Here is a 25,104-nt window from a genome sequence, read left to right on the forward strand (position 1 = left end):
CGAGTGTTCGGGCCATGGCCCGAACACTCGAACCCTGCTGCTTCATGCTTGCAATCGTCATGCGTTCTTCAGGCTGCAGTTGTTGGTAACTTCTTTTTTGCATTGGCACACCTTACACGAGCAAGGTGTTGCACTTCAAATTTGATCGCGCCCAGGTTCCGTGTTGCGGGATTATATAAAAAGCATACGTAATTAAACTGCCAAGGTGAAACGCATGACCAGCAAATTAACCAGCCGTCAGCCTTATGCCAGCCCGTTGGAGCGAATACAGAAGCGCGTGAGGAACAAGCGCGCTTCTATTCCGCGGCGAAGCGCAACCTGTCTTGCGGCCCTTGCATATATCGCGGCCATTCCTTCATTGTCTTTCGCGAATTGCACGACATCGAATAACTCGACGACGTGCGACACGAGCGCCCCGTCGCCATGGTCAAGCACGATCGGAACCGGCCCGACCACCGCTTCAGGCTCTACTGTGACAGTAGGAGCAAACGCACAGATCGTGGTGGGCGATGCGACAGCGATCGCGCTTGCCGACAACGCCATCATCGTCGTTCAGTCAGGCGCGCAAGTAAAAAACAGCGCGCTGACGGGTAACGGCACGTACGGCACCGGGGCCGATACGATCGCCTTCCGGAACAACAGCACGCTGACAGTGGAACAGGGCGCGGCCGTCATCTCTGGCGGGACGGAAGGCAACGCCGAAGCCGTCAATCCGGAGGGTACAGGCAATACCATCATCAACAACGGAACGATCCAGGGCGTCCATAGCGCTGCGATCTGGTTCCAGAATACGTCCGGCTCGAATACCGTCATCAACAACGCGACCGGCGTGATCGAGGCGCCGGGAAACGTGATGGGCGCGTCCGGCAACGGCGCGGTCGACTTCACCAACCGCGGACAGGTGATCGGTAATCTGGTCTTTGCCGGTGGCAACGATACGTTGCGCCTTTACACCGGTTCGTCGGTGAGCGGAACCATCAACGGAGGCGGCGGCAACAACCTGTTGACGCTGAACGGCACCGGAACGGACACGCTGCCGACCGGCATCACGAACTTCCAGACGCTGCAGAAGCAGGACACCGGTACCTGGACAGTCGCGAGCTCGATGGGCGCGATGGGGGTCACGTCGGCCGAGGTGCAGCAGGGAACGCTCGCGCTGACCGGCAACAACACGCAGTACACTGGCGCGATGCTGGTCGATCAGGCGGGCATCCTTCAGGGATCGTCGCAGAGCCTGCCAGGCGCGATCACCGATAACGGTCTGGTGCAGTTCGCGCAGGCCGCCAACGGCACTTATGCGGGGCTCATCAGCGGTACCGGCTCGGCGGAGAAAGACGGTGCCGGCACGCTTACGCTTGCGCCCACCGCTGCGGGCGGCAATACGTATACCGGGGGTACCGTACTGAAGCAGGGCGTACTCTCGGTGTCCGCAGATAACGCACTCGGCGGCACGGCAGGCGGCGTGACGTTCGACGGGGGAACGCTGCAGCTCGGCAGCAGTTTCGACCTCGCCAGTACGCGCGCGTTATCGGTTGCCGCGGGCGGCGGCACCATCGATACACAGGGCTTCCAGTCGACGATCGCGCAAAACGTGACGGGTACGGGCTCGTTCTTCAAGACCGGCTCGGGCACGTTGACGATCGACGGCTCGCTCGTCGGCCCGATCGCCGCGGAGGTGCAAGAGGGCACGCTCGTGCTCAACGGCAGCGGCGCACAGCATACGGGCAGCGTGACGGTTGATCTGCCCGGCACGTTGCAGGCGAGCGCCCAAAGCCTGCCGTCGACCGTTACCAACAACGGTCTCGTGCAATTCGAACAGAACGTCGACGGGACATATGCCGGGTTGATCAGCGGGACCGGCGTCGTGGAGAAAGACGGACTTGGCACGTTGACGCTCGCGCCGGGCGCGGTGGGCGGCAATACGTATACCGGCGGCACGGTGCTGAAACAGGGTGCGCTGTCGGTGAGCGCCGACAGCGCGCTGGGCGGCGCGACCGGTGGCGTGGCCTTCGATGGCGGCACGCTGCAGTTCGGCAGCAGCTTCGACCCGGCCAGCACGCGTGCAATCTCGATTGCGGCAGGCGGCGGCACGATCGATACGCAGGCGTTTCAGTCGACCCTCACACAGAACATCACCGGCACCGGTGCCTTGACAAAGGTCGGTGCGGGGACGCTGGTGCTCGATGGGGCGAATACGTGGTCGGGCGGCACGACGGTAAGCGCCGGCACGCTCGCGGTCGGCGATGCGTCGACGTCCGCCGCGTCGATGACCGGCGCGACGAGCGTCGCTGCGGGAGCGACTCTCGGCGGCTACGGCACTGTCAACGGCGACGTGACCAACAACGGCACCGTCGCGGTGGCCAATGCGTTGGCGCAGTTTGCCGGCGGCGCACAGGGCAATTTCACGATCAACGGCAAGTTGACGAACGCGAATCTCGTGCAGATTGGCGGCGGCAAGAGCGCCGGCAATTCACTCGTCGTCAATAGCTACGTCGGAAACAATGGGGCCATTGCATTGAATACCGTTCTCGCGGGTGACAACGCGTCTTCGGACAAGCTCGTTGTGAACGGCGGAACGGCAACCGGTGCGACCACGCTGAAGGTGACGAACGTGGGCGGCCAGGGCGCGGCGATCACGTCGAACGGCATCCAGGTCGTCGCCGCGACGAACGGCGCCACGACTGATGCCGGTGCATTTTCGCTCGCAGGCGGAACGACGAAAGCCGGCGCATACGAGTACTACCTCGTCAAAGGCGGCGTGATGGCCGGCACGTCGCAGAGCTGGTACCTGCGCAACACCGTGCCCGCTGCGCAGAGTGCGCCGGCCGACACGAGCGGCAGCGGCACGACAGCCGTGACCAGCACCCCCGCGCCGGGCACACCCGCACTTCCCGCCGCGAGTGCTGATCCGATTACGCTTTACCGCCCTGAAGCGGCCCTTTACGCGGAGCTTCCAGCCGTTGCCCGGCAGCTCGGCATGATGCAGATCGACAACTTCCATCTGCGCCAGGGCGAGCAGTCGTTGCTGAGCGAGAACGGCAGCCTGCCAGCGGCGTGGGCACGTGTGTGGGGCGGACACAGCACGCTGTCGCAAAGCGGCGACGTCGCGCCCGGGTTTTCCGGCTCGATGACGGGAGCGCAGGTCGGTCAGGACCTGTACGCGAGTACGACGGCGAGCGGTCACCGCGACCACTACGGGCTCTTCCTCGGCTTTGGACGGGCCACGGGTGATGTCAGCGGCTTTGCAGTCGGCGTGCCGGATGCCGCGGCCGGCCATCTTGGAATTAGCGCATACAGCATCGGCGGCTACTGGACCCACATCGGACCGAGCGGGTGGTACACAGATGCGGTGGTTTCGGGCAGCTCACTGGTGATCGATTCGTCGTCGCGCGACGGGGTTAGCGCCACGACGCACGGAAATGCGGTGACCGGTTCGCTTGAAGGCGGTTTGCCGTTCGCGATCGGACACTCGCTCACGCTCGAACCGCAAGCCCAGCTGATCTGGCAACACCAGACGATCAAGGATCTGAACGACGGAATCTCGAACGTCACGTTCAGCAACGGTAATACGATGGTCGGCCGTCTTGGCGTGCGGCTCGCCGGCGTCTACGAGGCGGCACGCGTGACCTGGCAGCCTTATCTGCGGCTCAACCTGTTGCGTTCGTTCGGCAGCACGGACAAAGCGACGTTTGGCGGCGTGACGCCGATCAGCACGTCGGTTGGCCAGACCACCGGGCAGATCGACGCGGGGATGGTGGCGAAGCTGACGAAGCATGGAAGCGCGTTTGCGACTGTCAGCCTCGGCACGAACCTTGGGGGCGAACACCAACGCGTTGTCACTGGAAACGTCGGCGCGCGCTGGACCTGGTAGCACAATTTACCAGGTTCGCAGGAAGACATTGAACTGTCAAGCTTCGGACGGATCTTCCCCACGGTAAATTTGTTCTAGCCCGACACGGGCTCGGAAGGTCGGGTGGAGTTCTGCGTCATTCGCAGATAGTCGAAGACCTGTCGTGTGTTGCGGTTCAGGCTGCGCATTTTCTCTCAACTGGTTGCGGGTTTCTCAAGGCTGCTAAATTTGCCTGAAGGCCTTTGTGGGTATGACTTTCGCCGATTTCCGCCGGATCCGCTAGAATTCCCGATCTTTGGCGGTCGATAATGGCGCAAAGCCAGCAATGGCAACGGATTCCAACGGAATTAAGCCTCGAACAGTTCGAGCAATTTGTCTTGCCGCACCTTACGGCAGGAAGCCGGGGACCGGCATCCAAACTGACCGCGCACGCGATCTTCAACTACATCCTGAAACTGCTTTACCTCGGTTGCCAATGGAAGGCGCTGCCGATTGCAATGGATCGGCACGGCAAGCCGGAGATTCACTACACGAGCATCTATCGGGCCTTTCGGCGCTGGCAGGCATGCGAATGTTTCGACGCTGTCTTCCTCGCGTCAGTGGTGCGGCTTAGCCACGACCAGTTGTTGGACACCAGCGTCATCCATGGCGACGGCACCACGACGGCGGCGAAAAAAGGCGGCGACAATATTGGCTTCAGCGGCCACAAGCACATGAAGGGTGACAAGGTAGTGGCCTTCTGTGACCGGAACTGCAATGTGATCGCCCCGTTCGTGTCGGCGCCAGGCAATCGCAACGAATCGCCACTGCTGCGAGACGCGTTGCCGCAGGTGATGCGGATTGCCCGTGAAGCCAGGCTGGACCTGCGTGACACCGTGGTCAGCCTGGACGGCGTCTACGATTGTCGCGCCAACCGCAAGGCGATCTTCAACCGCGGGATGGTGCCCAACATCAATCCGAACCCGCGCGGCAGGAAACGCACAAAGGGAGGTCGCAAGGCGCTGTTCGATCTGGCCATTTTTAAAGAGCGATTCCGAACGATCGAGCGCGTGTTCGCATGGGAAGATAAGTTTCGTCGCCTGCTACTTCGCTTCGATCGTATCAGTCAGTTGCACTACGCATTCAAGATCATGGCCTACACGATGATCAATCTACGACACCATTGCGGTAGTTGATCTGACAGTTGAGGTCCATGCTTCATGTCCGGCGCAGCGCGCCGTGATCCCGTTCGTCCTCATCCTGCGGAAATACATCCATGACAACACAAAACGGCCTCGTCCCCCTCCTCGACGCGGCTGGTCTCGCCCGCTTGCCCATTCCGTTGACCGCCGCCAGATCGCTTCAACCGAAACTCGCAACCAGTTGTCGGAGACGCCAAAGTGGTTCCCACCACTTGAGTAGCGGGAGCCATTTTGGGATCAGAAGAGAAACCAGCGTCGGGAACGCGTAAAGTCAGTCCGAACCATAGCCCAGAGTTTCGGCGGTGCCTTGCTGCGGCCGCATGTGAACCGGGCGTATCTGTTTCGAAGCTCGCCCGAGAACATGGCATCAACGCGAACATGTTGTTCAGGTGGCGGCGACGGTATCGAGCGGACCAACATGCTGGGACAACCGAGCTTGTTCCGGTGACGGTCGTAAGCGAAGCGCCGGTCACCGTCACGCCGACATCGTCGGTCGAACAGGAGATCGTGAAGCCCACCGCGACCGTCGGCACAATTGAAGTTCGGATCGGCCGGGCGGTAGTGAAGGTCGATGGCGCGGTTGACGCCGAAACGCTGCGTACGGTGCTCAGGAGTGTGCGATCGTGATCGCCCTGCCAACGGGTACGCGCGTGTGGATCGCGGCGGGCGTAACCGACATGCGCAGTGGTTTCCCGGCTCTTGCCACGAAGGTGCAAACGGCACTCGAAGAGAATCCGCTCGGCGGCGACGTGTTCATTTTTCGGGGACGTCGCGGCGATCTGGTAAAGATTTTCTGGGCAACTGATGACGGACCATGGCTTCTGGCGAAGCGGATTACCCGCGGGCGTTTTGTCTGGCCCCAGGCTGATGGTGGCAAGATCTATCTCACGTCGGCACAGCTGTCGATGTTGCTGGAAGGCATCGATTGGCGACAACCCCGTCGTACGGCCGCATTGTCGATGTTGTAAACCGGATAGAAGGCTCGTAAACTGCAGCGCATGCCCGATCATGCGCCACTTTCGGACACCGTTGCCGAGCTCCAAACCCTGGTGCTCGAGCCGCAGGCGTCGATGGCAAAGATGCTGCAGCAAATCGCGGAGCGCGACCGGGAGATTGTCGAACGGGACCAGGAGATTGAGCGCCTGACGGCCCAGATTGACAAGCTCAGGCGTATGCACTTCGGTCGCAAATCCCAGCAACTTGAGCGACAGATCGATCGGCTCGAAACCCAACTCGAAGATCTGGCAGCGGGCAGCGGCGTCGCCGATGTCCGCCGTGCGCGCGCTCGTGCATCAAGTTCAGGCGTGTCTGCGGCATCCCCGCAGGAAGCCTTGCCGCACCACCTGCCACTCGAGAAGCGCGTGCTCGAGCCCGCCTCGAACTGCCCGAAGTGCGACAACGTCATGGAGTTACTCGGCGAAGACGTGTCCGAGCAGCTCGCACGCGTCATGGCGATGTTCAAGGTCATCCGCACGATCCGTCGCAAGAGGATCTGCACCGGTTGCGGCCATATCGCGCAACCTCCCATGCCGGGACTGCCGATCGAGCGCAGCATCGCGCATCCGAGCTTGCTGGCCGAGATCATCGTTTCGAAGTATGCAAACCACACGCCGCTGTATCGGCAATCCGAGATCGCGGCGCGCGACGGCGTGCGTCTCGATCGGGCCACCATGGCACGCTGGGTCGGGCAATGCGAAGAGCTCTGGCGGCTGCTGACTGAAGCACTGCGTCGCTACACGATGGCGACTGCCAGGCTCCACGCGGACGACACGCCGATCCCGGTGCTCCCGCCCGGCAACAGGAAGACCAGGAGCGGTCGGTTGTGGGTCTACGTGCGCGATGACCGCCGCTCAGGTTCGCGCGAACCCGCTGCTGTCTGGTTCGCGTACTCGTCGGACCGCAAAGGCATCCACCCTCAGACCCATCTCGCCGGATTCGAAGGCGTCCTCCAGGCGGACGGCTATGCCGGCTTCAACGAGTTGACCGAAAGCGGCAAAGTTCGTCTGGCATCTTGCTGGGATCACGCGCGCCGATATGTGTTCAACGTCCATGAGACAGCCCCGTCGGAAACCACGAAGCGATGGCTCGACATGATCGGCGATCTCTACGAAATCGAGGCTGCTAGGTAAGGTCGCACGCTTATGTCCGGCCTGTTTGCGCAGGTCGTGATGCCTGCCCGCCTCTATGGAATGCGCTGGCGGGGTCCTCATCTGATCATCGAACACGAAGGTTCATATGCCTTATCGGGTTATCCCTGCCCCGGTCCAACCTGTTAGCCAATGTGGGTCTATCGCTTGCGCACCTCGATGAAGTAGTGCCGCGCGTCAATCAAGATGAGAGGACTGGCCACGCCGCGCCGGGAAGGATTCTCCTCAGTGGGGAGCTTTATCGGTGGTCGCGGTAAATCGGGTATCAACGAGCCTTCCATGACATGGGAGGCCTCGGTGCCCGGACGACACGTCAACGACCACCAGATGAGGCTTTACATGAAGCACAGACTCCACGAAGGGGCGCCCAGGGCGGCTGCTCGCGCCGGGTTCAGCGTCGCCACTGCCTACCGCATCGAAGAGGATCCGCGTTTACCATCGCAGAAGAAGGCGCCGCGCGAGCGCCGACGCGTGGATCCGCTTGCCGAGATATCCGACGCTGAGATTGTTCCGCTGCTTAAGTCCGCTCCTGGCATTCGGCCGGTTGGGGTGCTGGAAGAGATGCTTCGGCGCCATCCTTATCTGTCGCGCGGGGTGCGCCGGACACTGGAGCGACGCATCCGCGTGTGGCGTGCACTCCATGGCGAGGAACGTGAGGTTATGTTCCGTCAGGTGCACGAGCCCGGTCGTCTTGGGCTATCCGACTTCACCGAGATGCAATCTCCCGGCGTCACCGTGGCCGGTATCGTACTGGATCACCGCCTGTACCACTTCCGCCTGGCCTGCTCGGGCTTTGAGCACGCTCACGTCATTCTCGGCGGCGAGAGCTACGTCGCACTTGCCGAAGGGCTGCAGAACGCGTTGTGGGCTCTGGGTGGCGCGCCGCACGAGCATCAGAGCGACAGCCTTTCCGCGGCATTTCGCAACCTCGATCGCGAAGCGCTGTGTGCTCACTACGGTATGCAGCCCACGCGCAACAACCGCGGCATCGCCCACGAGAACGGCGCCATCGAGAGTCCCCACGGCCACCTCAAGAGCGTGATCCGTGACGCGCTGTTGCTACGTGGCAGCGTCGACTTTACCGACCTCGCAGCCTATCGCTGCTTCATCGACGAGATCGTCAGTCGCGTCAACGCGCGCAATGCCAAGCGAATCGAGGCCGAACATCCCTTCCTGCAGTTCTTCCCCTTTTCCTTATCTCCGAGTCAACGCAGGCATTCTCTCGTTGCCCTGGCAAGGGCTTGCATAGCGACTTCCGTAGAACGTTGACGAAGTCCGTCGCTCCGCCCACGCGTAAGCGACTATCAAAGGGAACTTTGACCGGGCATTGTCAATGCCGCCCGCATTTTCCCCAAAGGGGGCGGAGACCTGCAACTGGGAAGACCGCCTTCGTGACTTTGAGCATGATTGATTAGAATTGTTCTTGAACGGCCCCCAAGCGGCCGAGCTGGTCAATCGGCGTGGGTAGAATCGAGACCCGTCAATACACGAAAAAAAGCGATCCTCCGTGATAACACGAAGGACCGAAGCAAGCCGGCCACGGACGGGGGTTGTGGCAGCAAGGGCCGTGAAGGACGTCTGGACCAAGAGAATCCGACCTTCGACGCCGGGCGCCACTCTACTGGGTATCAGCCGCGCATTGTCTACCGTCCGTCTGACAGGTCTCTCATTCTGTCGGAATCGGGCATGGATTCAGTCATCACCTGTCGCTTGAAACGTGCGGCTTAGTAAACTTCGACAGCGGGAAGGCCTGCGCCGTTTGCGGACGGTCCTGTCACGATAGGTTCGGATTTCATGCCCCACGCGATATTGATCTCGGGATCGTTCCAGCAAACAGTGCGCTCAAAGGTTGCGATCCGCTTCGACGTCGCTCTCACAAGTATCTCTGCAACGTCCGAGCGCACATGAAATCCATAGGCGAATCCCGGTGGAATCCACATCTGCCAGTTGTTTGCCGAAGAGATCCGCTCCCCAACCCAGCGCCCAAATGTGACTGACCACCGTCGGAGATCGAGCGCAACGGCGAATACCTCGCCGGTAACTACTCGCAACAACAGACCTCGAGGCTGCTGAATCTGATAGTGGAGTCCGGTCAATACGTTACGGGAAAAGACCATATGCTGATCCTGAACGAAGGTGTACCCGCGCGCCACATTCTCTTCAAACCACTCCTGGTCGAAGCTATCAAAAAACAGCCCGCGCGCATCGTTAGCGATGTGCGGTTCGACGATCTTCACATCGCGGATGTTGGTATGGCGTATACGACAAGGCATGGATTGGGCGGAAAAAAAGGGTGGATGTGCTCATTCAAGGTCTCAAGACCCAATGCGTGAATCGATAGCTTGATTCCGAATGCCTTGGCTGCTCAAGCTACGTTGCAGACAAACTATTATATGAATACGCCATCATGTGCTGCCGGAACAGATGCGCACGTTTCTTCCTGACGCGACGTCCAAAGCGAAGCCGCAATTGAGAGTACGCGCGTGACGTCGTGCGCCATGCGATACGCATACCCGTCTTCGACTTTCGACCCCCTTTACGACCCTTCAAGTCGATGGCGAGCATCCCTCCTGTTCTCCTCAATAGCATGAGCGAGTTTGGGCGGCAAGAGCAATGCTGGCCATTATCTTCAGGAGTCTTGATCGGGGTCATTCTTAACTATGAAACTCGAATATCGACATCAATTTTCGTTCTAACGATTTGCACTTCGCCGCCATTCTGTTGTTTGTTTATGCCAGGCATCTTTCGTCGAGCCGCGATCAAGATATGATGCGCCGCAACGCAAGGAAACGTAATACGGAACATAGTAGAAACAAGCGACGGATCGCGCGGTCGGGGAAAAGATGAAGCGTAGCGTTCGGGGATGTGATGACGAAGTGCAAGAGAAGAAGGGGCGATCCGTCGCTCGTCATATCGGCATTCTGTTGTTTGATGGATTCTCTCTACTAAGCACAAGCGCTATTGCTGAGATATTCCAGCTCGCCAATGAGATCTATAGAAGCCGCAATCATAATCACAGGCCGTACAACGTCAATTTTTACTCAGCGAAAGGTGCAAAAATTCGATGTTCATCGTCAATTGACATATGGACACGCGCATGCGATTTCGGCGACGTTGCCGAGTTAGACGCAGTGTTCATAGCAGATGGACCGGGTGTCGGGAATGCGCTCCTGGACAGCCGGGTCGTCAATTGGCTATCGGACCTAGTCGGGCGCGGTGTGGAGATTGCACCAATCGGTGAAGGGTGGCGACTATTGGAAGTTGCGGTGCGAAACCGGCCTACACGCCCGTTAAATGAAGGAATGGTTACGGGATTGAACGGCATAGGCGTGGGCGCCTCGCTTTACGATCTAGCTGACAGTGTTGAGCCCGCGCAAAATGCGCTGAAGATGGTTGCGAAAGACATTGGTGAGGAGGCCGCCCGCGAAATTGCGGTTCGTATCCGCCCGGTCGGAGGAGGCGGCCTCTCGTTGATCTTTCCGCCAACGCGTGAGGACACCGCAACTGAAAAGATCAGGGCTGCGGCGCAGTGGATAAGGCAGAACTGCGACCATGTCACCTCTGTTCGCGATGCAGTGGGGATTGCGGCCATGAGTGAGCGAAACTTCCTGCGCCGCTTCAAGCAGGAGATCGGCGTTACGCCTTCAGAGTATCTGACTCAAGCGCGACTCGACCTAACTTCAAGACTGCTCGTCGAAACCAGATTGCCAATCGACAGTATCGCAAAGCAGTGTGGGTGGACAAACGGAGCGCGCCTGTCTCGTGTCTTCAAACGGCGCTTTGCGGCGACTCCTACTGAGTTCCGCGCACGCTTAGGCTGTCGGCAGTCGCCGGCGTAGTAGGCAGCAGGCAATTCTCAGTTCTCCCGCGTCCTGCGTTGATGGATCGCGTAGATCGGTCGGTCATCAGGGACCGGCTTGCAGTACCGCTCCGCTAGGAGTCCAGAAAGGCTATAAATCTTTACTTGGGCGTGTCCTCTTTGGTTTTCGCATAGGTAACTTAAGAAAAGACACGATTTGGACACCTAGATGCGCAGGCCGGCCTAAATCGGTTTGACGCGACGTGACGCAAGGTTCGACGCTTATTGAAGGAGAAAGAAATGCAAAGCGCACAAGGACTCGGGGCCCGCTCATTGGACGGCATCTGCGTGGTTGCAGGCGCGCTGCTGGCAACGAACATACGCTTTGGCGAGTACCTTCAGGGGCGACCAGATGGCACTCACGTCACGCTCGCACTGGCGATCGCGCTTGTTCTCTTCCCCGCCTTCGGTTTATATGAGTCATGGAGAGGTCGTCCGGTGTGGCGCCTACTTCGGCAGGTGTTTATTGCTTGGCTGGCGGTGCAGGCGTGTGGACTGGTCGTGATGTTTTCACTGCATCGTGCAGAGTTGATATCTCGTCTTTGGTTCGCTTACTGGACGGTGATGTCTGGCGGCGCGCTCATTCTCGTGCGACTCGTTGTATATAGCACCCTGCGTAAGATTCGCCATGCCGGACTTAACTTGCGGAATGTTGCGATAGTCGGCGACGGTGAGCATTGCCGTGAACTTGTGGAGAACGTCGATGGAACTCCGGACAACGGGTTCCGGGTCGCTGTTGTCTTCAATGTGCGTGACGGCGGAAAATCTCTTGGTGTACTGGTACCGATACACAACAACTTCCCGGAGTTTGTTGCTCATGTTCGGCGCGACGGGGTCCAAGAGATCTGGCTTGCACTGCCGCTTTCGGAAGAGGAAACGATCCAGCGCGTCGTAGACGAGTTCCGCTATGACCTGGTTAATGTGCGCTTTATCCCAGATGTGCAGAGTGTTGCGCTCTTTGCCGGAGGCGTTATCGACCTGATTGGTGCACCTGCCATCAATCTGATTGCTTCACCGGTGCCGACCCGTTCGCTTGTGCCGAAAGAAGTTTTTGATCGTCTGTTCGCATTCGCCGCGCTGGTTGCACTACTGCCGGCATTCATTGCCATTTCGATTGCTGTAAAGCTTTCTTCGAAAGGGCCAGTGTTCTTCCGGCAGTATCGGAAGGGGGCAGATGGCCGCGTGTTCCGAATCTACAAGTTTCGGTCAATGCGCCAACATGGGGAACAAACCGGCGTCGTCACTCAAGCGACTCGCCGTGACCCCCGCATCACCCAAGTTGGATCGTTTCTTAGGCGAACGAGTCTCGATGAGCTTCCCCAGTTTATCAATGTATTGCGCGGTGAAATGTCGGTTGTAGGTCCGCGTCCCCATGCGATAGAACATGATGAACTCTATCGAAAGGTAATTGATAACTACATCCATCGATACCGAATCAAGCCGGGAATTACCGGTTGGGCGCAGGTCAACGGATTTCGTGGCGAGACGGACCGCGTCGAGAAAATGGAAAAGCGTGTGGAGCACGACTTGTATTACATAAAGAATTGGTCGTTTATGCTGGATTTGAGGATCGTCCTTGCGACGATCGTAAAAGGATTTGTGAGCCGCAACGCTTACTAACGTTTTCCGAGCGCCCGGCAGTGGACCCCCTCGGGCGAATCCCGGCTGATACGTGAGTGCGACGCTCGCTCGAGTGACAGGAACATTAAAACAGATGGATGTTATGGCTTCATCAAATGTGTTTATCGAAAAGGTACGTCGCCTTTTTTTCTGCGGCGTTCTAGCGGGTGGTGGTCTTGTGGGCCTTATCGCACTTCTTAGCGGGTGCTCCGTTGCGCCGGGGATGCGGATGGTGCGGCCACCCGAGTTGCCGGTTTCGGCCGACTCTTTCGGCAAGAAGACCGGGAAGCGCGTCGAAATCCAGGAAATTACTGTTGGTTTGTTGCAGATGCTCAAAGAGAAGGAGCAAGGCAATGACAGAGGAGCGGTTCGTGAGCTGACCGTCCCGTCTAGTCCCTACACCATCGGCGTAGGAGATGTTCTGCAGATTACCGTCTGGGGCCACCCCGAGCTGATTGCCGCACAGGGACCACAAACACAGACGGTTACCCGCCAGGCCGACCCGGTGCCCGGCTTTGTAGTTGATCAGCGCGGAAATGTCGAGTTTCCATACGCCGGTAGCGTACAAATGGCCGGCCTGACAACCGAGGAAGCGCAGAAAACGTTGACCGTCGTCCTCAGTAGGGTTGCGTACAAGAATCCGCAGATAACTCTGCGCGTCGCGTCATATCGAGCGCGCCAGGTGTACATCGATGGTGAGGTGCACACGCCTGGAGAACTGTCTCTCAATGACATTCCGATGTCGCTCTATGAGGCAATAAGCCGTGCAGGTGGTTTTACCGCGGCAGCAGATCAGAGCCGTATGTCGCTGTCACGGGGTAAGCAGGTATACAACTTAAACCTGCCGCATCTTAGCGCTAGCGGCAGTGACCCGCGGCTTATCCAACTTCGTAGCGGTGATGCCCTTCGCGTGCCATCGCGAGACGAAAACGGCGTGTACGTAATGGGCGAAGTGAACAAGCCGGTTACAGCACTGCCCATGAAGGATGGGTCCCTTTCGCTAAGCGATGCAATTTCGCAAGCTGGCAGTGTCAATAGCAATACGGCAGATGCAGCGCAAATGTTTGTCATACGCGGGATGGGCGGTAACTCTCCGAAGATATATCACCTTGATGCGAGATCACCAGTGTCAATGGTGCTCGCAAACCAGTTTGCATTAGAGCCGAAAGATGTTGTGTACGTAGATGGCAGCGGCCTTGTCAGGTTCAGTCGTGTCCTGAGCCTTCTGTTGCCGGGAATTACCGCCGGGCTAACCGCAGCAATTCTGACGAAATAGTCAAGGGGAAACGTAGGAGGCTTTTGGCGCTACGTTTCGCCGTTGCCCAAAAGCTCGTGACCCGTTATATCGGCAGCTAGAACTCGAAAAATACACTGATTAAAGCGCTTGGGAAGACTGGTCCAATCGATGATTCAAAGCATTCTCATTGTCTGTGTCGGGAACATATGCCGCAGTCCGATGGCTGCCGCGTTGCTCAACGAGCGTTTGCCAAGGACGAATATTGTGTCTGCGGGTCTTGGTGCCCTGGTCGGTCGGCCTGCCGAACCGGAGGCCGCGGCATTGCTCGCTGCGCGCGGGCTGGATGTGTCAACACATCGCTCACAGCAACTGACCGAGTTATTGTGCAAGCAGGCCAACCTTATTCTGGTGATGGAGCGCGGTCACAAGGATCAACTCGAGAGGCATTATCCCTTCACTCGCGGCAAGGTGTTTCGGTTGGGGGATCATGGCGGTTATGACATTTTCGACCCATTTCGACAAGGCAGAGAACGATTCGAAGCGTGCTACGAGTTGATCGATGCAAGTGTCCAAAGGTGGGCCCAGAGCGTGATGCGGTTGGCGTAGAAGATCCCCAACAAGGGCGTTTTGCACATGATGCTTTCGGTCAGGCAATTTGAAATGCGAATTCTCAATTCATGAACACAAATACTGGGCGCGGAGCGCTGAATCAAGATGAAGGTGGGGATATTGACTTCTCGTCCCTCATAGACACGCTGGTTAACGACTGGCGACGCATTGCCGTATCGGCGCTCGTCGTGTTCGTTGTCGCCTGCGCGTACATCGTGGTTGCGAAACCTGTCTTTCAATCTTCGATTCTGATCGAAGTCGAGGACAACCCAGACGCCTCCGCAAAAAACCTGCTGGGTGACATTTCGTCACTATTTAACGTTAAAGCTTCGTCAGATGCCGAGATTCAAATTCTCGGTTCGATGATGATCGTCGGTGGGACCGTCGATAACCTTGCACTCTTTGTAGATGCGAAACCTAAGTATTTTCCGTTACTTGGACGCTTTATTGCGAGACACAACTCGGGTCTCTCAACCCCCGGACTCTTGGGATGGGGTGGCTATGCCTGGGGTACGGAGTCGATCGAGGTTCCAAAGTTCGACGTGCCTCGAACATTTGAGGACGACAAATTCACGCTACTGAACCTGGGTGAGGGGCGGTATCGCATCGACGGTTCGGATCTTGACCATGCTGTGGAAGACCAAGTAGGGCGCAGCTTGGTGATCCAGACGGCCAAGGGTCCAATCACACTCGAAGTGAAGAATATTTACGCAAAGCCGGGTGCAGCGTTTTCGCTAACTCGCCACGCGCGACTTGAGACCATATCCAACCTGCAGGATGCGTTGAATATCGCGGAGCAAGGCAAGGATTCTGGCGTGATAAGTGCTGAGTTGAAGGACAACGACCCAATTCGCGTCGCCAGCATCGTCAACGAAATCGGGCGTTTGTACGTCAAGCAGAACGTGGAGCGTCGAGCTGAGGAAGCGGAAAAGTCCCTTCAGTTCCTTGAATCGCAGGTGCCGATTTTTAGAAATCAACTAGACGATGCGGAGAGGAGGTACAACGAGGCCCGTATGCAGACTGGCACGCTCGATCTCGATGCCGAGGCAAAGATCATCCTTCAGCAGGCGACAGATGTTGAGAGCCGACGTTTGCAATTGGTCCAGCAAAGAAGGGCTCTTTCTGTCGATTTCGTAAAGGGACATCCGGAAGTGGCAATGCTTGATGCACAGATTGCTGCCTTGACCGATCAAGAGAAGCAAATCCAGCAACGCATCCGAAGCCTGCCTCGGACGGAGCAGGTTGTTGTGCGTTTGATGCGCGACGTACAGGTCGATACAACCCTGTACACAGCGTTACTCGATAACGTCCAGCAGCTAAGGCTTCTTAAAGCAGGTAAGGTTGGAAATGTCCGTTTGATTGACAACGGTGTCGTGCCTGACGACCCTGTGCGCCCCAAGCCGAAGCTCATCCTCCCATTGGCGGTTGTCTTGGGCGTTCTGCTAGGCGCGATCGTCGCTTTAGTTCGTGAGGCCCTTTTCAGGGGTATTAGCGACGCACATGAAATTGAATCTCACGCCGGTCTGAGTGTCTATGCGGCGGTTCCTTACAGCGTGCACGAGGAGCGAGCAAGCGCGATCGCGCGCCGAAAGGGGACATCGGTGCCTTTGCTCGCCAAGGCTCACCCGCACGAGCCAGCGATTGAGAGTCTACGTAGTTTCCGCACCGCACTGCAATTTGCACTAGTCGAGGCGAGAAACAACGTAGTGTTGATTTCAGGGCCAGCACCAGGTGTAGGTAAGTCGTTTATCTCCGCGAATTTCGGGGCGGTGATGGCAGCGGCGGGGAAAAGCGTCGTTGTAGTGGACTGCGACTTGCGAAAAGGTCGCTTGCACGAGTATTTTGGCACTGAGCGCAAAAGGGGCGTCTCTGACCTGATCGCTGGCACAGCATCGTTGGAAGAGGCGATCCGTCCAGGCTCGAACGGGATGCCGGATTTCCTTCCGACGGGGACATTGCCGCCGAATCCAGCTGAGCTTTTGCTGAACGAGCGCTTAAGTGCTCTCATCAAAGATCTTTCCGCGAAATACGATCTCGTCGTTATCGATTCGCCTCCAGTGCTGGTGGCAACTGATACGGCGGTTGTCGCCCCACAGGCTGGCGTCGTGTTTCTGATCGCGATGGCAGGACAGTCAAAGATTGGTGAAATCGTTGAATCGCGGAAAAGACTTGCGCAAAGTGGCGTCTCAATCAATGGCGTGTTGTTGAACGCAGTGCGCCCGCGATCAGGCCGATATGGCTATGGATCAAAGTATGGTGCGTACCGCTACGTAGCGTACGCATACCGGTCCGATCGGAAGGAAGTTAGCGGTCTTTGAGTCGCGTTCGGTTGGCCGGGCGAGCACGGAATCGGGCCGCTTTGTCTGTACGCCTCATTCCGATAATAGCCAAAGTGAAAGTCATTGAAACCTACGACGGGATTTGCATGAGCAAGCGTATATTGCTGACGTTCGGAACACGCCCTGAGGCCATAAAAATGGCTCCATTGGTCAAGCGATTCCAGAGCGAGTCGGGGATTGAGTGTCTGGTATGTGTAACCGGACAGCACCGCCAAATGCTCGATCAGGTATTAGATTTGTTCGCGATTGAACCTGATTTCGACCTAAACGTCATGAAGCGAGGTCAAGACCTATACGATGTAACTACTTCGATATTGACCGGCATGCGTGACGTAATTTCGCGAAGTAAGCCTGATATGGTTTTCGTACATGGCGATACGACGACGACCATGGCATCAACCCTGGCGGCCTTTTACCAACAAGTTCCGATTGCCCACGTTGAAGCTGGCTTGCGCACCGGGAACCTGCTCGCGCCTTGGCCGGAAGAAGCGAACCGCAAGGTAACCGGTAGTCTCGCAAATCTGCATTTTGCGCCAACGGTCCGAGCGCGGGAGAACTTGCTTGCCGAAAACGTTCCGGACGATGAAATCTTTGTGACGGGCAACACGGTAATCGACGCGCTTCTAGAAGTGAGGGGCGTTCTATCCAGTGACAGCGTGCACAAGGCAAACGCGCTGCGGGCGCTCCCAAAGGTTGAGGAAGGGCGTCGATTGATCTTGGTGACCGGCCATCGGCGCGAAAGTTTCGGCGGTGGATTTGAACGTATCTGTAGTGCTCTGGCGCAAATCGCTAGCGAGCGCGGTGACGTCGAAATCGTTTATCCGGTGCACCTTAATCCGAGCGTGCGTGAGCCAGCGAGTCGCCTCCTTACAGGTATATCGAATATCAAGCTGATCGAACCGTTGGACTATCTGCCGTTTGTGAGTCTGATGGATCAAGCCTACTTGATCATCACTGACTCTGGCGGGATTCAAGAAGAGGCGCCCTCGCTGGGTAAGCCTGTATTGGTAATGAGGGAGACGACCGAGCGTCAGGAAGCCGTGGATGCCGGCGTTGTTCTCCTGGTTGGTACTGACACGGCCGCGATTGTTGAAGGCGTATCGAGATTGCTGGACGACAAAGAACTTTACACGAGGATGAGTCACGCCACGAATCCGTATGGCGACGGCCGAGCTTGCGATCGTATTGTCAATGCGACAAACGCATATTTTTCTGACTCCGCATGTGCGCTTTGAGCACTTCAGGGAACATTTGGACCAATACCATGGAAGAATTCAACACCATCTCGGTAGTCGGGCTCGGGTATATCGGCCTGCCGACGGCAGCTGCATTCGCTGCGCGAAAGAAGAGCGTTATTGGCGTGGATGTCAATGCACACGCGGTCGACACGATCAATCGGGGTGAAATTCACATTGTCGAGCCGGAACTTGACATGCTCGTACATGCCGCAGTTTCGCAGGGCAACCTTCGAGCCACGACGACACCGGAGCCCGCAGATGCCTTTCTCATTGCGGTTCCTACACCGTTTTCAGAGGGACACAAACCCGACTTGGCGTATGTCGAAGCAGCAAGTCGTGCGATAGCGCCGGTTTTAAAGAAAGGAGACCTTGTTGTACTCGAGTCCACATCTCCAGTCGGCGCAACGGCTAAGATGTCAGAGTGGATGGCGGAGATGCGTCCTGACCTGTCCTTTCCGCAGCAACTTGGTGAAGCATCGGACATCCGTGTCGCGCATTGCCCAGAGCGAGTTCTCCCAGGACACGTCATCCGCGAGCTCGTCGAGAACGACCGGGTGATCGGCGGAATGACGCAACGATGTGGGGAAACGGCAAGGGATCTCTATCGAGTGTTCGTTCAAGGGGACTGCATCCTTACGGATGCTCGGACTGCTGAGATGTGCAAGCTCACCGAGAATTCGTTTCGGGACGTGAACATCGCTTTCGCCAACGAGCTTTCGCTTATTTGTGACCGACTGGATATCAACGTATGGGAACTCATTAAACTTTCAAATCGCCATCCCCGGGTCGACATACTTCAGCCGGGCCCTGGAGTTGGGGGGCATTGTATCGCGGTTGACCCGTGGTTCATCGTCGATTCCGCTCCGGAGCAGGCGCGCCTAATCCGGACCGCGCGGACGGTGAACGATGGCAAGCCCCATTGGGTGATTGAGAGAGTCGAGCGTGCGGCGAAGCGCTTTAAGGAACCAATCATCGCCTGCCTAGGCTTGGCGTTCAAGGCAAACATCGACGATCTGCGTGAGAGCCCTGCAGTCGAGATCGCCACCAAGTTAGGAGAAAGCTTCCCCGGTCAAGTTGTTGCAGTCGAGCCGAATATACGTACATTGCCGACCGGTCAGCACTCTAGCGTCCGTCTTTGCGACTTGCAAACCGCCCTTGCAGAGGCGGACGTCGTTGTGGTCTTGGTTGATCACAAACAATTCAAGCAGATTGACCCAGTTCGCCTCCAGGCGAAGGTGGTCATCGACACCCGAGGCTTGTTCGCCCGCAGCTAAGATCATTACCAAATGGGTCGCCTCAAGTTGCGGCTAAGTTTGAGGCATTTCAACCTCAGGACAAAAATCGCCTCATGGCGAACGAGTTGACATGGATTACGCGCGGTTGATAGGAAAAGCCGAGGCAATTGTCGCGACAGGAATGCCTGGACTGTATCGCGTCGTGGCCTTCATCGGCATCCAGAGGATTTATTCGCTTAGTGACCTTGGTAAGACTGCTTCCGCGTTTTCTGTTGCTCAGATTCTCGCGTTCTTCACCGCGATCGGCTGGGCAAGTTTGATACTCGTCCGCATACCGGCAGTTGAGGATCAGACGAAACGAATCTCTTGCTTCTATGACCTGCTCGGCAAGGGTCTCGGATGGCTCTTTTTGTTTTGCATCGGAATCGGAACTTGGGCCGGGATATTCCATCCGCAGGCGTCCATCAGTGAAATCGTCATGATCATGGCGGGTTGGACACTCTATCAATTGACGCGACACTATTTTCTCGCGCTTCGAGCTTACCGAAAGGTCATTGTTTACGATCTCCTCTTGTTGGTGCTAACCGCGGTTTATGTGGTTGTTTGCCACAGACTTGGAGCGGTCGCTGGATTGGCGCTAGGTGCGGCGCTAGCAACCATTGGCCTGTTCCTGTTGTTCGATATCGGGTTTCCGCGCTCTGCTCCGAAATTTCCAACTTTCGAGTTGAAGGGGCTTGAGTTCGGATTCACGAATTTCCTGTCAGGCGGCGTTGCACTGAGCCTCGTCCCAATTGCGAATTTTACAGATGGCCCCAAGTTCGCCGGAGTTATGTCCTTAGTTGCATCGTTTAGTGCTATCAGCGCTTTGATTCCAAGGGCTATTTCAATGTACAGGCTACCGGAAATAAGCACGCTCGTTGGCCGTGGAGAATCATTAGCTCGTCTCACTGCACAAACGAGACGCGAAATCATGCTGGCCACAGGTGGTGCGTTTGTGATCAACACGTCGATCGCACTTGCAATCTCGCTTTACGCCGATAGCTCGGTTGGTTTCTGGTACGCCTTAGCGTGCGGAATCGCGCTCTGCGCACAAGGTTGCATCAGTATGTTAGGGCTGGCACATAGCAGCGTGTTGATGGTTCGGGAGGAAAGCCGGCTGTCGTTAACGATCAATTTGATCACATGCGGTCTTTTTGTTGCCTTGCTGGCGCTTGAGTACGGAATGACCAAAAGACTTACATTCGGGTTTGTATTGAGCGTGTGTGCCGCGGTAACAATCATTCGAAATGCGATCCTGACCCGGCGTAGCGCGCCGTTTCTTGCACCGTTATGTCGCTGAAATGATTCGTGTCGTCTTCGCTCTATTGGCCGCGCGCCACGACCGACGTCAATAAATTGCTGAGTAGGAGGAGTGCTGAATTGCGCGGATCTCTGTGGGGGTGCTTGGTCTATGCGGTTGGCGTCTCAGACTGCATACGACGTGGACCGGAGGGTAAAGAATGTGCGTTAAATCAATAAAGCAGCAATTGATTGTTATCGTCCTTGTTATATTTTTCTCGAGCGGAACGCTAGCTGAAGATCTCGCGGCAGGTACCATCAGTGAAATATCAGGTAAGTATAGGTTAGTATTCTTTTCTGATTGGGAAGACGGGATTCCGTTAAATATCGAGCAACAAACCGTAAGACGCGAGGACATCACTGTCGGCTGTGCGCAGGACGCCCAGTTCAGCAATCAACTGCGAATGAAGATCGACAGAAACGAAAATTTTTCTACGCTCGCGAACGGCAAGCCTCGAGCGGAGATCGTCCTTCCTGCGAACGCTACCTTTCGGTTGCGCGAAGAATATCTCGCCCGTTGGTTTACATATATTCCTGCAGATTACTCATTTATCTCTAGCGAAATCATCACGCAAATTCATCAGGGTCCTGCGTCCGGTTCGCCGCCCATTATGCTCGCGCTGACTCGTTCCGGATACGTGTTCCGTCAGCAGGGAGCAGAGCAGAGCAGTAAGCGTGAGAAAGACATATGTTGTGCCGCCACGGACAAAGCGATATGGGTCAGATGGACGCTTCGTTATCGGCCCGATGACACGGGAAATCTGGCGATTACGCAACTTTGGAAGGATGAAGCTTTAGTGTATGACTCCCGGGGGCAACCTAACGCGTACCCGAAGGATAACGCAGCATATCTAAAGCTTGGACTCTACATTCCCGGCGGTTGGAGGCAAGCTAAGTTCGATCCCGTCGTGATTTTTTACGGACCTGTTTGGATGTGGCAACGGTAGCTTTCTCTCGGAGGATGAAATGGTTCGAATCAATCTATTGGGATGCCCGATGGATGTCACAACAATGAATGAAACCGTTGCGCTAATTACCGAGCGGGTACGACGCGGCGTTTTTACTCAACACGTGGTTGTGAATGCGGCAAAGATAGTTAATGCACGGAAAGACTCGGAACTTGCCCGGTCGATTAAGGCTTGTGATTTGATTAACATCGATGGCATGGCCGTCGTCTGGGCGGCTCGGATACTCGGACACTATGTGCCAGAAAGAGTGGCCGGTGTCGATCTTTTCAGCAGACTGATCGAGGAATCGGCGCAACAGAGATTTCGCGTTTTCCTGCTCGGCGCATCCGACGCGGTGGTGTCTCGTGTCGCTGAAATCTGCACGGAACGTTACCCAGCGGTAGATATCGTCGGATACCATAACGGTTATTTTTGGGACGATGAACGAGCCGTAGTCGAGAAAATCAAAACTTCGAAGGCGCAATTGCTATTCGTCGCGATTACGTCACCAAAAAAGGAAAATTTTATACACAGGTGGGGTAGCGAACTGGGTGTCTCATTTGTAATGGGTGTCGGCGGGACATTCGATGTCGTCGCCGGGAAGGTACGACGCGCGCCGGTATGGATGCAGAAGGGCGGATTGGAGTGGTTTCATCGGGTCATGCAAGAGCCAAAGCGAATGTTTCGACGATATGCCGTTACTAATTCCAAGTTCATCTACCTTGTCTGGCACGCGTGGCTTTCGAAAATCATCCGGAGGCACGCTCATCCGTCGTCCATAGGCGGCGTGGAATAGCCTGCCCACCGGACGACAAGGACTTTTCGACATGGATTTCTTTATTTTCTTTGTTTGCACCGCAGCGCTGCTGTTTTTCTATAGGCAGTGGCGAAATCACGTGGGTTTCGTTTTTTTTTCAATTACGGCAGCGTATGTCATTTCAATTCTTTGGGTACCATATTTTGCGATCTGTAACGTCGTTCTGAATGCGGGATGGAAGGCGCCCGTTCAAGGATGGGAGTTTTCACTTGTCGGAGGTACGTTTTGTTCGGCCGTATGCCTCGCTTCTTTTGCGAAGGTGGCCTTTCCATTCAGGCCCTCTAGCAGGTCGCTCGCCAAGCTGGCACGATTTGGATCTTCCGCAAAAGGTCGCGTCTATATTTTCGTCGGGCTGGCGGTAGGGATTTTTGCCATGGTTGTGCTTGGCACATCAAAGGGCATTACCCTTTCGGTTGGAAACTACGGCTCACGATTCGAAGCCAATGCGGGAACCGGCATCTTTTCGATCTTTTCTTACGTCGTCGTTTCGGTAGCCGTGGTACGGTTGGCCTGCAGCCCGCATCGCAGCACTGTTTTGACTTCGCTAATGATTTCCGTTGCTTACGGCATGATCTTGTTTTTGACCCTAGGGGGAGAGCGTAATTACCTTGTAGCGGCTGTCGCACCTGTATTGCTACTTTCGTATATGCTCAGAATAATAGACGGTAAACGCTTGCTATTTTTCGTGTTTTTATGCGTTGTTGGCATAACGGGGCTCGCATTTGTGCGATACGGGGATCGCATTACATCCGGCGTTTGGTTGCTGGTCGCCACATACACTAGGGATACGGTTTTCCCGGTCGAGTCGCTTGAAACGATATTTCATCGAGATCATTTGAAATTCGTCGGATTTGAATTTTTCTTTGAACAATTTTACTCAATAATTCCCCGCTTTATGTGGCCCGGAAAGCCGATTTATCTTGATACGATTGCATACTACTTCACCGAACATGTTTACGATTACGGTAAAGGCTTGGTTATCGCGCCAACGGGGATCGGATCGCTTTACCTGATGGGCGGGTGGCTTTATGTGATTATCGGTGTAAATATTGTGATAGGGATTTTCTTCATACTGGACTACTTGATATTCAATTGCAATACTCTATTTTTCGTGTCGCTATGGCCAACGGTCTTTTTTTCGTTCTTTAGCTTTCGCGAATCGATAGAGCTTGGGCTCTTCAAGATCATTGTCCATTCACTGGGCACTTTATGTATCTGTTTTCTGGCAGGGCTGGTTTATGCGCTGCTCCCCAAAAAACACGGTCATGCTGGCCGTCTTGAACGGAAAGGAGCGCTGTCCGTGCAAGACGTTTGAAGCTTCGAGGCAGGGAACCGCGCGGAAGGGTGTGGCAGAAGGATCGTCCGTCGTTGACATTTTGTGGGCTGCCCCGATGTAAGGTTATGCATTCGCGAGGCGGCGGCCGTTATGGCAGCTAACATGGAGCGCGGATTGGGAGCCTTTCTAAATGGTTTAAGTGTTCACGAAAATCTGATTTGAAAATCTGAGCCGAATCCGTCGAGCAGTTTTTTGACCTCGGCATCGATGGTTTCCTTGGTCCAAGTGACGAAGCGGCGCCAGTGATACTTGGCGTGCTTCCAGAGGATTTCGATGAGATTCAGTTCGGGGCTGTAGGGCGGCAGATAGAACAGCACCATGCGATGTTCGAGAAACCATCGGTCGATTGTTTCCTGATCGATGTTGTGATGGATCGAGGCGTTGTCGAGCACCACTAGCGTCGTCAGACCGGGCGTGCTTTCCCGCGCGATCTGCTCAAGGAATTGCACGACATCGGGGCGTTTGATCGTGGTCTTGCTGGTGTGATACGTCAGCAGGTTGGCGCCGAAATCCAGTGCACCAAGGACGGAGCGTTTGCAGTGCGGTTGCGGGAACACACGATGCGGTTCGCCGATGGGCGACCAGCCGCGCTGCACCGGGGGCGAAGCACTGAACCCGGATTGATCGAAGTAGAACAGCTGGCACGCACCGTCGAGTGCGGCCTGCTGTAGCTTCGCGAGGGTGGAGGCCTTCACGGCGAACTCCTCGGGGTTACGCTTTTTTTGAGCGAATAGCGACCACGCTTGTAGGAAAACCCCGCTCGTTTGAGCGCAGTCGACAAGGTATCCAGGCGGCAGGGAAACGGCACACCATGAGCTTCTTCAACGCGCTGCGCAATCTGTCTGAGAGTCATCAATTCGGCGCTGGCCGCCTCGATGGCGGTGGCGATCATGGCTTCAGACAACGAACGGGGACGTCCGCCTTTATGACCGACCAGCAGCCCACATATGCCGGATTCCCGCCACGCGTGCGCCCAGTTGTAGACCGACTGCCCGCTCACGCTGAGCTGCGCAGCCACTTCAGTCAGTTTGATCTTGCGGCCGAGCATCATCACGCCCGCGGCCCGGGTGCGCATGTCGCGATGCTGGTGATTCAACGACATCTGTTGCAAGGTCTTTTCCTCGGCTTCGCTCAGCTCTACAACACACTTCATCTGGACTCCGGCGCAATGGGTTTGCCGAAGTTAACAAAATTCAAACGCGTTTACCAGCAACACTTAATGCATGGCGTGGAAATGCTGAGCGTGCGGGCAACTGTTAGCGCGCACCGTCGCAGCTGACGGTTGGCTGGCGGCAAGAAGGCATTGCCGTGCGCTTTTCGTCCGTTATCTTTAAGTTCGGACCGGATAACC

Annotated in this window: 19 protein-coding genes and 2 pseudogenes; 17 read left to right on the forward strand and 4 right to left on the reverse strand. The window is 56.4% G+C overall.

Translation table 11 applies throughout. The annotated features are described in order from the left end of the window. On the reverse strand, positions 1 to 103 hold a 103-nt coding region (locus tag HWY30_RS42515), incomplete at its 3' end, for a helix-turn-helix domain-containing protein (RefSeq protein ID WP_176078942.1). 369 nt (positions 104 to 472) lie between these two features. Between HWY30_RS42515 and HWY30_RS25480 the strand changes: the two genes are divergently transcribed. The 6 genes and pseudogenes from HWY30_RS25480 to istA form a co-directional block, all read left to right on the forward strand. Next, positions 473 to 3,871: an autotransporter outer membrane beta-barrel domain-containing protein gene (locus HWY30_RS25480; RefSeq protein ID WP_244144991.1), complete on the forward strand. Its 3,399-nt coding sequence runs from the start codon at positions 473 to 475 to the stop codon at positions 3,869 to 3,871. Between the two features lie 287 nt (positions 3,872 to 4,158). Beyond that, positions 4,159 to 5,025: a transposase gene (locus tag HWY30_RS41825; protein ID WP_132459988.1), complete on the forward strand. Its 867-nt coding sequence runs from the start codon at positions 4,159 to 4,161 to the stop codon at positions 5,023 to 5,025. 237 nt (positions 5,026 to 5,262) lie between these two features. Next, positions 5,263 to 5,658 (forward strand): IS66-like element accessory protein TnpA, encoded by a 396-nt coding sequence (tnpA, locus tag HWY30_RS43030; protein WP_090812654.1) that lies wholly within the window; start codon positions 5,263 to 5,265, stop codon positions 5,656 to 5,658. Beyond that, a complete protein-coding gene (gene tnpB, locus HWY30_RS25495; protein WP_090812653.1) occupies positions 5,655 to 5,999 on the forward strand; it encodes an IS66 family insertion sequence element accessory protein TnpB in 345 nt (114 codons plus the stop codon). Before tnpA ends, tnpB begins: the two co-directional genes overlap by 4 nt. Positions 6,000 to 6,029: 30 nt before the next feature. Beyond that, positions 6,030 to 7,151: pseudogene (gene tnpC, locus HWY30_RS25500) on the forward strand (IS66 family transposase); the annotation flags it as partial. Positions 7,152 to 7,475: 324 nt separating this feature from the next. Continuing rightward, a pseudogene (istA, locus tag HWY30_RS25505) lies at positions 7,476 to 8,381 on the forward strand (IS21 family transposase); the annotation flags it as partial. Positions 8,382 to 8,902: 521 nt separating this feature from the next. On the opposite strand, the gene rfbC reads toward istA, so the two are convergent. Next, positions 8,903 to 9,451: a dTDP-4-dehydrorhamnose 3,5-epimerase gene (gene rfbC / locus HWY30_RS25510; RefSeq protein WP_176078943.1), complete on the reverse strand. Its 549-nt coding sequence runs from the start codon at positions 9,449 to 9,451 to the stop codon at positions 8,903 to 8,905. A 570-nt stretch (positions 9,452 to 10,021) separates the two neighbouring features. Between rfbC and HWY30_RS25515 the strand changes: the two genes are divergently transcribed. The 11 genes from HWY30_RS25515 (at position 10,022) to HWY30_RS25565 (ending at position 23,732) form a co-directional block, all read left to right on the forward strand. After that, positions 10,022 to 11,017 carry a GlxA family transcriptional regulator gene (locus HWY30_RS25515; protein WP_090812932.1) on the forward strand — a complete coding sequence of 332 codons (996 nt, stop codon included), beginning with the start codon at positions 10,022 to 10,024 and terminating at the stop codon, positions 11,015 to 11,017. A 260-nt stretch (positions 11,018 to 11,277) separates the two neighbouring features. After that, entirely contained in the window at positions 11,278 to 12,657 is a 1,380-nt protein-coding gene (locus HWY30_RS25520; RefSeq protein ID WP_090812931.1) for an undecaprenyl-phosphate glucose phosphotransferase, read from the forward strand. A 52-nt stretch (positions 12,658 to 12,709) separates the two neighbouring features. Then, positions 12,710 to 13,933, forward strand: a complete 1,224-nt coding sequence (locus HWY30_RS25525; protein ID WP_244144993.1) for a polysaccharide biosynthesis/export family protein — start codon at positions 12,710 to 12,712, stop codon at positions 13,931 to 13,933. 129 nt (positions 13,934 to 14,062) lie between these two features. Beyond that, complete coding sequence (locus tag HWY30_RS25530; protein ID WP_090812929.1) at positions 14,063 to 14,500, forward strand: low molecular weight protein-tyrosine-phosphatase; 438 nt, start codon at positions 14,063 to 14,065, stop codon at positions 14,498 to 14,500. A 71-nt stretch (positions 14,501 to 14,571) separates the two neighbouring features. Continuing rightward, positions 14,572 to 16,821, forward strand: coding sequence for a polysaccharide biosynthesis tyrosine autokinase (locus tag HWY30_RS25535; RefSeq protein ID WP_090812928.1), 2,250 nt, complete (start codon positions 14,572 to 14,574; stop codon positions 16,819 to 16,821). Between the two features lie 107 nt (positions 16,822 to 16,928). Next, on the forward strand, positions 16,929 to 18,077 hold the full coding sequence (gene wecB, locus HWY30_RS25540; protein ID WP_090812959.1) for a non-hydrolyzing UDP-N-acetylglucosamine 2-epimerase: 1,149 nt from the start codon (positions 16,929 to 16,931) through the stop codon (positions 18,075 to 18,077). Positions 18,078 to 18,106: 29 nt separating this feature from the next. Continuing rightward, positions 18,107 to 19,354 carry a UDP-N-acetyl-D-mannosamine dehydrogenase gene (gene wecC / locus HWY30_RS25545; protein ID WP_090812927.1) on the forward strand — a complete coding sequence of 416 codons (1,248 nt, stop codon included), beginning with the start codon at positions 18,107 to 18,109 and terminating at the stop codon, positions 19,352 to 19,354. Positions 19,355 to 19,445: 91 nt separating this feature from the next. Next, on the forward strand, positions 19,446 to 20,654 hold the full coding sequence (locus tag HWY30_RS25550; protein WP_090812926.1) for a hypothetical protein: 1,209 nt from the start codon (positions 19,446 to 19,448) through the stop codon (positions 20,652 to 20,654). 160 nt (positions 20,655 to 20,814) lie between these two features. Next, entirely contained in the window at positions 20,815 to 21,600 is a 786-nt protein-coding gene (locus tag HWY30_RS25555; RefSeq protein WP_090812925.1) for a heparin lyase I family protein, read from the forward strand. Positions 21,601 to 21,619: 19 nt separating this feature from the next. Further along, on the forward strand, positions 21,620 to 22,396 hold the full coding sequence (locus tag HWY30_RS25560; protein WP_090812924.1) for a WecB/TagA/CpsF family glycosyltransferase: 777 nt from the start codon (positions 21,620 to 21,622) through the stop codon (positions 22,394 to 22,396). Between the two features lie 31 nt (positions 22,397 to 22,427). After that, positions 22,428 to 23,732 (forward strand): WzyE family oligosaccharide polymerase, encoded by a 1,305-nt coding sequence (locus tag HWY30_RS25565; RefSeq protein WP_176078944.1) that lies wholly within the window; start codon positions 22,428 to 22,430, stop codon positions 23,730 to 23,732. Between the two features lie 164 nt (positions 23,733 to 23,896). Here HWY30_RS25565 and HWY30_RS25570 read toward each other — a convergent pair whose 3' ends face one another. Both HWY30_RS25570 and HWY30_RS25575 read right to left on the reverse strand, forming a co-directional pair. Then, complete coding sequence (locus tag HWY30_RS25570) at positions 23,897 to 24,448, reverse strand: IS630 family transposase (protein ID WP_143037392.1); 552 nt, start codon at positions 24,446 to 24,448, stop codon at positions 23,897 to 23,899. Further along, on the reverse strand, positions 24,445 to 24,906 hold the full coding sequence (locus tag HWY30_RS25575; RefSeq protein WP_167368898.1) for a helix-turn-helix domain-containing protein: 462 nt from the start codon (positions 24,904 to 24,906) through the stop codon (positions 24,445 to 24,447). Before HWY30_RS25575 ends, HWY30_RS25570 begins: the two co-directional genes overlap by 4 nt. Positions 24,907 to 25,104: the final 198 nt, after the last annotated feature.

Source organism: Paraburkholderia tuberum STM678, from assembly GCF_902833905.1.
GTDB lineage: Bacteria > Pseudomonadota > Gammaproteobacteria > Burkholderiales > Burkholderiaceae > Paraburkholderia > Paraburkholderia tuberum.